The 8471-nt window shown below is 48.9% G+C and carries 9 protein-coding genes; 1 reads left to right on the top strand and 8 read right to left on the bottom strand.

Annotation, left to right across the window (positions count from 1 at the left end; translation table 11 throughout):
* Positions 1-236 (top strand): transposase (locus tag C230_RS20205; protein WP_018132199.1); only part of this gene is annotated, 236 nt, incomplete at its 5' end.
* On the opposite strand, the gene C230_RS0111555 is transcribed toward C230_RS20205, so the two are convergent.
* From C230_RS0111555 to C230_RS0111520, 8 genes are read right to left on the bottom strand one after another with little or no spacing between them, the layout of a single operon-like run.
* The gene (locus tag C230_RS0111555; RefSeq protein ID WP_018132198.1) at positions 226-960 is read right to left on the bottom strand and encodes an acylneuraminate cytidylyltransferase family protein; all 735 of its coding nucleotides are present in this window, start codon (positions 958-960) and stop codon (positions 226-228) included. The genes C230_RS20205 and C230_RS0111555 overlap by 11 nt on opposite strands.
* A complete protein-coding gene (locus C230_RS0111550) occupies positions 957-2006 on the bottom strand; it encodes a nucleotidyltransferase family protein (protein ID WP_018132197.1) in 1050 nt (349 codons plus the stop codon). The genes C230_RS0111555 and C230_RS0111550 overlap by 4 nt, the downstream gene beginning before the upstream one ends.
* On the bottom strand, positions 2003-2641 hold the full coding sequence (locus tag C230_RS0111545; RefSeq protein WP_018132196.1) for an acetyltransferase: 639 nt from the start codon (positions 2639-2641) through the stop codon (positions 2003-2005). Before C230_RS0111545 ends, C230_RS0111550 begins: the two co-directional genes overlap by 4 nt.
* Complete coding sequence (neuB, locus tag C230_RS0111540) at positions 2638-3723, bottom strand: N-acetylneuraminate synthase (RefSeq protein ID WP_018132195.1); 1086 nt, start codon at positions 3721-3723, stop codon at positions 2638-2640. Before neuB ends, C230_RS0111545 begins: the two co-directional genes overlap by 4 nt.
* A gap of 5 nt (positions 3724-3728) precedes the next feature.
* Positions 3729-4883: a UDP-N-acetylglucosamine 2-epimerase gene (neuC, locus tag C230_RS0111535; protein ID WP_018132194.1), complete on the bottom strand. Its 1155-nt coding sequence runs from the start codon at positions 4881-4883 to the stop codon at positions 3729-3731.
* Entirely contained in the window at positions 4870-6057 is a 1188-nt protein-coding gene (locus C230_RS0111530) for a LegC family aminotransferase (protein WP_026174286.1), read from the bottom strand. Before C230_RS0111530 ends, neuC begins: the two co-directional genes overlap by 14 nt.
* Positions 6054-7040 (bottom strand): NAD-dependent 4,6-dehydratase LegB, encoded by a 987-nt coding sequence (locus C230_RS0111525; protein ID WP_169332848.1) that lies wholly within the window; start codon positions 7038-7040, stop codon positions 6054-6056. The genes C230_RS0111530 and C230_RS0111525 overlap by 4 nt, the downstream gene beginning before the upstream one ends.
* A gap of 58 nt (positions 7041-7098) precedes the next feature.
* Positions 7099-8397: a motility associated factor glycosyltransferase family protein gene (locus C230_RS0111520; RefSeq protein WP_169332847.1), complete on the bottom strand. Its 1299-nt coding sequence runs from the start codon at positions 8395-8397 to the stop codon at positions 7099-7101.
* Between the last annotated feature and the right edge of the window lie 74 nt (positions 8398-8471).

Genomic DNA, 8471 nt, shown 5'->3' with positions numbered 1-8471 from the left:
AGTTTAACGCCAAGGAAAACCCCGATCATCTGAAATGGCTGCACACGATGATTTCCAATGCCAAAGCGTTTATCGGCGGTACTTACCATGGCTTGGCTTCCAAGCACCTGCAATCGTATTTGGATGAATTTTGCTTCCGCACCAACCGCAGACGGTTTGAAGGCCAGTTGTTCAATCGACTGCTGACAGCCTGTGTTTCAACCGACACCATCACCTACCAGAAGCTCACATCATGACCTTAGCGGAGCTAACTTGATATTCAAATTTACAAATTTTTAGAGACGTTAATATCTCAAATAAAACCATATCAAACTCCGTATCGATATCCAACGATCTTTCTTTTGGCATCAAATATCCAACTGTTTCATAAGTCAAGAAGGTACGCTGTTTCAATAACCAGTCCGACTTGGCCACATAAACCGCCCCATTGAGTACATATACTTTTGCTGCATCCTGTCTGCGCGTCGGTGCTGTTTCAGTAACCAACAGCGGGGTCATCCGATGATCGTTTTCTAATACATACATCCAACAGGGACTTTTCTCGGATTCAGTCAAAGTGACGCAGGCATTGGCTGATTGCTGAATACACCGTTCAATACACCCGTCGATATCCTGGGCGGTTCGCAAAGGCGAAGTGGGTTGCAACAACACCACATAATCATATTCTTCCGGCAGAACTTGCATTGCATGGAGCACAGGTTCAATGCCGGGCGTGTCATCCTGCGCCAGTTCGTATGGTCGAACAAATGGCACTTCGCATCCCCATTCCCTGGCAATAGAGATAATCTCCGGATCTTCTGAAGAGAGAATGAGGCGGTCTATATACTTTGATTTTTTCGCTTCTTCAATTGTCCAAGCAACCAACGGTTTCCCCGCCACACATCTTATGTTTTTGCGCGGCACTCCTTTTGACCCGCCACGGGCGGGTATAATGGCCAGGACTGTTTTTCCCTCTATCACCTGAATACCTCCCAGAACTCCCCGTTGGCCCGTTCAAAATCCTCTTTCCTTCCAATATCAAGCCAATATTCACGAATGGGAAATACCACGGTCTCACAATTTAATTCAATTAACTTATCAAAAAGAGTTGGCATATCGAAAAACTCGTCCTGGGGGATCAGGTCCAGCGCTTCCGGTTCCAATACATAAATTCCCGCATTGACAAAAAACTTTTGCACCGGTTTTTCATCAATCCCGACAAGCCGAGACTTGTCCACCTTGACTACTCCATATGGAACCTGAAAATCGTATTCACGGACGCACATTGTGGCCTGCGCCCGGTGTTCCATATGAAAATCAAGCAATTGCTGAAAATTCACTTTCGTCAGCAAATCCCCGTTCATCACTACGATCGGTTTGTCCGGTTTTTCCGGAAGCAAGCCCAGGGCTCCGGCAGTTCCCAGCCGCTTTTCCTCACGGACATAGTGAATCTCGACTCCCCAGCGGGAACCGTCACCGAAATATTCTTCGATCATCTCGGCCTTATAATTGACCGCCAGATAAAATTTGCGAAATCCATGTTCGATAAAATTTTCCATGATCGTTTCAAGAATCGGTTTGCTGCCCACCTTCAGCAGGGGCTTTGGAAAGAGATCGGTCAGAGGACGCAGGCGACTACCCAAACCGCCCGCCATCAGGACCACCCAGTTATCGCGGCAATTTCCCTTTAACAGATCGTCTAATGTCTCAATTCCCACCAGTCGTCCTTGCTCGTCCACAATCGGAATCTGATGCAACCGTTTCAGTTTCATGATGGCGAGAACCGTTTGCCTCGCCTCATTGGCGCGAGCAGTAATCGGATTTGGGTTCATGACGGTTTCGACAGGATCATCGAGACCGATTCCCCTGAGAATACCTCGGCGGATATCCCCATCCGTTACCGTGCCAAGCAAACGATGGCCCTCATCAACAACCAAAGCAATTTTCATCGCTCCCGCATCAATAATTTCAATCGCCTTTAAAATAGGAGTTGATGGGTAAATAGAAATTTTTTTCCATCTCATCATCGTTGAACCTCCTTTGCCGGCACCCCGACAACTGTAACTCCCTCGGCCACATCATTCAATACCAGGGCCCCCGCGCCAATGATGCTGTTCTTTCCTATGCGGACCCCTTGGATCACCGTCGCCCCCGTTCCAATATGCACTTCGTCCCCTACCTGTACCCCGCCGGAAAGCGTCACCCCGGGGGCCAGATGCACATGGTTCCCTATGGCACAGTCATGATCAACCGACACTTTCGTGTTTACAATCGTATTGGCCCCTATCGAGCTGCCGGTTTGAATAATTGCCCCCGCCATAACTTGCACACCTTCCGCCAATTCTGCCTCCGCCGAGATCACGGCCGATGGATGAACCACGCTTGTAAACTCGTATCCCAATCCTTTAAACGATTCAAATATTCGCTTTCGCAGATCCGGGGCAGCCACCGATCCGATCCCGTTCACCAATTCAATTGAATCGGCAGGGTATTCCAAAATTGTGTCATCATTCCCGATACACCGGATCCCTAGCAGGGATTTTCCAAAAAACTCTCCAACTGGAACGGTAACACCAAGCACCTTCCGATTTTGAAGCAACAGCGTGTCAATCAATACTTTCGCATGACCGCCTCCGCCGAGGACAATCACAGGCCGGCTCATAGGCTCACCTTTTCATCGGCTTGATAGTTTTTTTTCGCTTGCTTCCCTAACCACTCCCAGTACAGCATTGGTGAAATGCCGTCACCTGGGCGCTTGATGGTCAGATTGTGTTCAGTGAACAATTCCCCTTTCTCAATTATTCGTGCAGCCACGAGACTTTTCCTGGCCGCGACCATGTTTTTGAATTCTGAGCCTGCAGGATACTTGCGGGCCGACCCTAAAGCTTCCTCCACCTCCCGAATCGACCTCACCATCGCCTTCAATTCTTCGGGTTCCAGCGAAGCTTTGTGGTCAGGGCCTGGAAGATCTCTGTCAAGGGTAAAATGTTTTTCGATCACAACCGCTCCACGTGCCACGGCAGCAATGGGAATTGCAATGCCGGAAGTGTGATCTGACAATCCGACCGGTAATCCAAAAGCAGCCTGCAAAGTATCCATCGCCCGAAGATTTACATCTCTGACCGGGGCTGGATACTCTGTCGTACAGTGGAGCAAGATTACTCGTTCTTGCAATGCCCGTTGTCCCTCTTCGGAACAAAACGCCTGACAAAAAGCGGCTAGCGAAGGAGTTACATCCGGCTTGGTATACCCAAAGGCTAAAACCCCCAACGCCATTTCCACTTCCCCCAAGGTACTCATTCCGGTTGATAGAATAATCGGTTTACCGGACCGTGCCGCGTTCAACAACAGCGGGGCGTTCGTAATTTCGGAAGAAGCGATTTTAAGCCGCGGGAGATCAAACCTGTAGGCCAACAAATCGACACTTTCGAGATCAAAAGGGGTCGACAAAAACTCAATGCCTTGTTCATGGCAATATTTGATCAAAGACAAATGAGCCGCTTCGTCCAATTCCAGTTTCTTCAGCATCTCCAGTTGCGATTCGTTCTGATCGGTCGTTTTCGTCTGATACTCTGCCTTTGGCGCAGTTCGACTGACTAGTTTCTCGGCTTTAAAAGTTTGAAACTTCACTGCATCGGCCCCGGCCTCGGCTGCGGCATCAACCAATTGTTTCGCCATTTCCAGCGAACCGTTATGGTTCACTCCTACTTCAGCGATGATATAGGCTCTTTGCGAGATTGGCATCTCGTTCAGCTCACCTCAAAAAAATGTTTTTTCAGCAATTTTTCCGGATCTTGAATTTCCTTAAGAACTGTTACGATTTTTTGTGAACTTTCTCCGTCCCCGTATGGGTTAACGACATTTGAACAATCTATCAAAAATGATTTTCGGATCGCTTGCACAATCTCATCCATTTTCGGTTGGCAATTGATTACCGAAGACGCTTGCAAGCGTCCTTTTTGCCGCTCTCCAATATTCACAGTCGGTGTTTTCAACGAAGGTGCCTCATAGAGACCGCTCGATGAATTTCCTACCACAGCATCCACCTGAGCGATGGTGCTCAAATACCGGAGTTGCCCCAAAGATGTATAAGCCTTGGCATTGGAATGTGTTGCAACATAATCATCGATCATCCGAATTAAAGACCGTCCCCCAGTATCCGAATTTGGCTTCGTAAAGATTAACCCTACATTATTACCAAGTATTTCCAGAGCTTTCAAGAGCTCTCGAAACTGCTCAGCCGGACAATCAGAATCCAATGTGGCAGGATGAAAGGTAATGAGTAAATTTCTGGATAAAAACTTAAAATCGAGCTCTTTCTCCAGCTGTTCCCGTGTGAGTAATTTCAGCCTTTTTATTTGATCAATTCCGGGGCTTCCAACATTGAAAATGTAGTCCGGATTTTCTCCCAGTTGGCGAACTCTTTTGGCAGCTGCATCATTTGTCACAAAATGCAGGTGGGACATTTTGGTGATACTGTGGCGAATCAACTCATCATACGCACCTTCGGTTGTGTCGCCTCCCGCAATATGAGCAATCGGAATCTTGGCAACCATTGCAGCCTGGGCTGCCGCAAGAATTTCATACCGATCTCCTAACAGCACCAGAAAGTCGGGCCTCAACCTGGCCAAGGCATCGGCAAAACCAATCACACCGAGACCGATGGACTTCGCTATCCCGACAGGCGTGTCACTCGACAAGAGCATTTCTACTTTTTCATTGATAAAAAACCCGTCTTCTTCAATAATTTTGTAAGTTAATCCAAATTCCGGAGAACAGTGCATTCCCGTAACAATAATTTGGAGCTCCAGTTCCGCGTCATCCTGAATCATTTTCATCAACCAGTAAAGCAGCCCATAGTCTGCTCGGGTTCCCGTTACCACACAGATTTTACGCCGACGCATAGTCCCCTCCCAGAAACACGCTGCTCGGAATGTTAATGATACGTTGTTCCAGGCGCTCCGCCACCGTCAGGTCCATTCTGGGGCAAGCGCTGAACATTGGCAGTTTGTGCATCAAGGTCCAAGCGGGACGGGCCATAATTCCATGTTGGTTCATGAACTCCAGCAAATGGTTCTTCTCTGCGGCCTGGTGGCCATCGAGCAACAAAACATTTAACCAATAATTGCTGTATGCAAAGTCAGGCTCTGTAAAAAATTTGACCCCATTGACTGGCTTGAAAGCTTCCTGATACCGTTTGGCCAAGGACCTCTTCTTTTCCAGAAAAGATGGAAGTTGTTCCAGCTGAGCACACCCCAACGCTGCATTCAGATTGGGAAGGCGGTAATTATACCCGATTTGGTCGTGATAAAATGCCCACTGATGCGGGAGTTTGGCCGTGGTTGTCAAATGTTTGGCCTGTTTTGCCAAGGATTCATCATTCGTTAGGATCGCTCCGCCTCCCCCTGTGGTCACCACCTTATTCCCATTAAAGCTCAGTGCTGCCACCCGTCCCCAGTTTCCCGTGTGACGCCCTTTATAATAAGACCCGAGTGACTCGGCCGCGTCTTCCACTAGTTCCAGTTTAAATCGGTGGCACAGTTCCACCAGCGGATCCAAATCGACAGGATGCCCAAATGTATGCATCGGTACAACCGCTTTTATTCGCCGACCCGTTTGTTTGTTAAAGCAACCGTCTGAACGAACTTCCGCAATCTCTTGCAGGTAAACAGAGAGTTTATAGGGATCCAGTCCCAGCGTTTTCTCTTCGCTGTCGACAAAATGTGGGATCGCTCCACAATAAGTGACCACATTAGCCGTAGCGACAAACGTCAGCGCCGGCACCAAAACCTCATCGTCTTTTTCAACACCGACCAGTTTGAGGCAAATATGCAAGGCCGCCGTGCCGTTGACGACCGCAACCGCCCGTCTGGTTCCCGTATACTCCGCCAGCAGCCTCTCAAATCGGTCTACGAACTTACCGACCGATGACACCCATCCCGTATCCAAACATTCCTTCACATAGTTCCATTCATTGCCGGAAAAAAACGGTTCATGCAAACCGATGAACTCGCGATCTTTTGGCAGACAGTCCCTGATGGTTTTCAAGACAGCGTGGAAGTTGATCTTTCCTGTCATATGTTATAGAAATCGGCTTTGTAGCGGTTCAGATTCTCAGGGTTCATGAACCACTCGACCGTTTCCTGCAACCCCCTTCTCAAACCGTCTCGCCCGCCGTAAACAGGCTCCCAGCCAAGCAGACGTTTGGCTTTCGTATTGTCAGCCCAAAGGCGCTCGACTTCGCTTTTTTCCGGTCTCAGACGAACCGGATCGGTTACAATCTCGACTTCTGTTCCCATCACGTCCGCGATCAGCCGCACTGTCTCTCCGATGGAAATCTCATAGTTGCTGCCGATATTGATCACTTCCCCAACGGAGCTGTCCGATTCGGCAACGGCGATAAATCCCCGCACCGTGTCCTTGATGAAATTAAAATCCCGTGTTGGATGGAGCGCACCCAGTTGGATCTGCCTTTTCCCGCTGGCAATTTGCGTGATAACGGCCGGGATAATGGCCCTTGCAGACTGACGGGGACCGTATGTATTGAATGGACGGATGATGGCAACCGGCGTATCAAACGATTGGTAAAAGGACATGGCAATCTGGTCGGCACCGATTTTGCTGGCCGAATAGGGAGATTGTCCCTGCAGCGGGTGATTCTCTGTTATCGGAACAAATTTTGCCGTTCCGTACACTTCACTGGTCGAAGTGTGAATGACCTTTTCGACCCCCAGTTCCCGTGCAGCCTGCACGACGTTCAGCGTTCCTTTCACATTGGTATCCACGTAGGTATCCGGCGAATGATAGGAATAGGGTATAGCAATCAAAGCGGCTAAATGAAACACAACATCGCACCCTTGCATAGCCTGTCGAACCCCATGTGGATCGCGAATGTCCCCGGCAAACACGTCCAGCTGATCCCGGATTTGCCGAGGAAAGGTATCCAGCCACCCCCAGGAATTAAACGAATTGTAATAGACAAAAGCCCTGACATCATGTCCTCTTCTTACAAGCTCTTCGGTCAGATGGGAACCAATAAAACCGTCGGCGCCAGTAACCATAATTTTTTTGTTTTTTAGATTCACCTTCAAACCTCCCTGTATGCCGGACACAAGTTTGCTACGAACGGTGATTTTGATTCAAAATGCTATCCCTAAAACTGTGCACTGGCAGATCGGCAAAACTTTGAACCACTGACAGGAGATCTACTTCGCTAACCCCATGAATTCGAGCGCCTCCCTCCGTTGCATTCAAAAATAATCTGTCGGGATGCCGACGGCATTTTCGTTCGATCCACTTCCGATAGATTTCCCAACTCAGACTCGTTCCGATCATACCTCCGCCATATGCTTCCGTTTGATAGATTGGCTGCGGTTGGGGTGCCTGATCATATACAGTGTTTGACGCGTGTGAGCGGCCATTCGTGTATGCCAAGTCCTGACCGACCAGAACAATCGGATTGCACCCCAACTGGATCAGGACATCCAATCCGGCAGTTGCAACCGATCCGCCGGTCTCAACAAGATTGTATCCCAACTCGTTCGCCCAAGACTCGGTTTCCGGGACTCCTTTTTGAAATGCATAGATTTTGGGCCCTTTATGCTGCCTGAATACAGATTCATGTACAGTCGGAAACAGGATCAGCGGTATTTCAACATCAACATCTTTCAATTGCTCCGCCACTCTTGGATGAGGATCGGTCAGAATCATCAAATCAGGTTCAACCCCCATCCCAATCAAAGCTTTTACCGCTGTTCCCACTGACAAAATGAATGCTTTTCCCTTCACCTGCGACAGCAAATGACCGTTCCGATCAAGGGAAGGACCTGCCGCAACAAGTATACCGGGGATGCCGTAAAATTGCTGAAAATACTGCGTAACATTCGGCAAACCGCCGACCCGCTCCTGATGAAACCGAAGGTTCTGCTTGATTAACTGCGTGTCAGCTGCGCTTCCGCTCAAAACTTTCCATTCTTCAAGCAGTCGTTTGACCTCCGCCAACTCATCAGGGATTCCTTGTAAAGACGGCGTGTGAATCAGCAATCTTCCGTCCCTTTCCAAAACAGCTTCCATACTTCTCGCAAAAGTGGTTACCCATGAGTTCGAATCGTCCGGAAACACAATCTCCAACCGTCGATCACCTAAAAACCATAGATCTCTCACTTCCAAAGCTGTGCAAATAGCGGGTAGCGAAGCCTCAAACACGATTACGTGGGTACTGGATCCCACACGGTTTAGGACAGCCTCCACATGATACCCGAACCCAAACCCGTAGATTAGAATGTAAGTTTCGTCTGCCCGGAGGTCACCCGCAAAGCGTTCCGCTTCTTTTACCGGATCGTAGCGGCTGTGTAGATAGGTGCGAGTATCGGGCAAATATCCGGTAACCGCTCCCGCCCTTGAAGCCTCAACTCCCACTCTTTTCCCTTCCGTTCTGAGAACAGACGTATTGACTTTTCCTGCCAACCGATTGAGATTGAGCTCGAAGTACG

It is taken from the genome of Effusibacillus pohliae DSM 22757 (genome assembly GCF_000376225.1).
GTDB classification, from domain to species: Bacteria; Bacillota; Bacilli; order Tumebacillales; family Effusibacillaceae; genus Effusibacillus; species Effusibacillus pohliae.
This window is presented reverse-complemented; position numbering and strand designations above follow the sequence as displayed.

Coding starts and splice junctions, on each gene's coding strand:
- C230_RS0111550 (WP_018132197.1), bottom strand. CDS start 2,006: ATGATGAGATGGAAAAAAATTTCTATTTACCCATCAACTCCTATTTTA.
- C230_RS0111545 (WP_018132196.1), bottom strand. CDS start 2,641: ATGAGCCGGCCTGTGATTGTCCTCGGCGGAGGCGGTCATGCGAAAGTA.
- neuB (WP_018132195.1), bottom strand. CDS start 3,723: ATGCCAATCTCGCAAAGAGCCTATATCATCGCTGAAGTAGGAGTGAAC.
- neuC (WP_018132194.1), bottom strand. CDS start 4,883: ATGCGTCGGCGTAAAATCTGTGTGGTAACGGGAACCCGAGCAGACTAT.
- C230_RS0111530 (WP_026174286.1), bottom strand. CDS start 6,057: ATGACAGGAAAGATCAACTTCCACGCTGTCTTGAAAACCATCAGGGAC.
- C230_RS0111525 (WP_169332848.1), bottom strand. CDS start 7,040: ATGGTTACTGGCGCCGACGGTTTTATTGGTTCCCATCTGACCGAAGAG.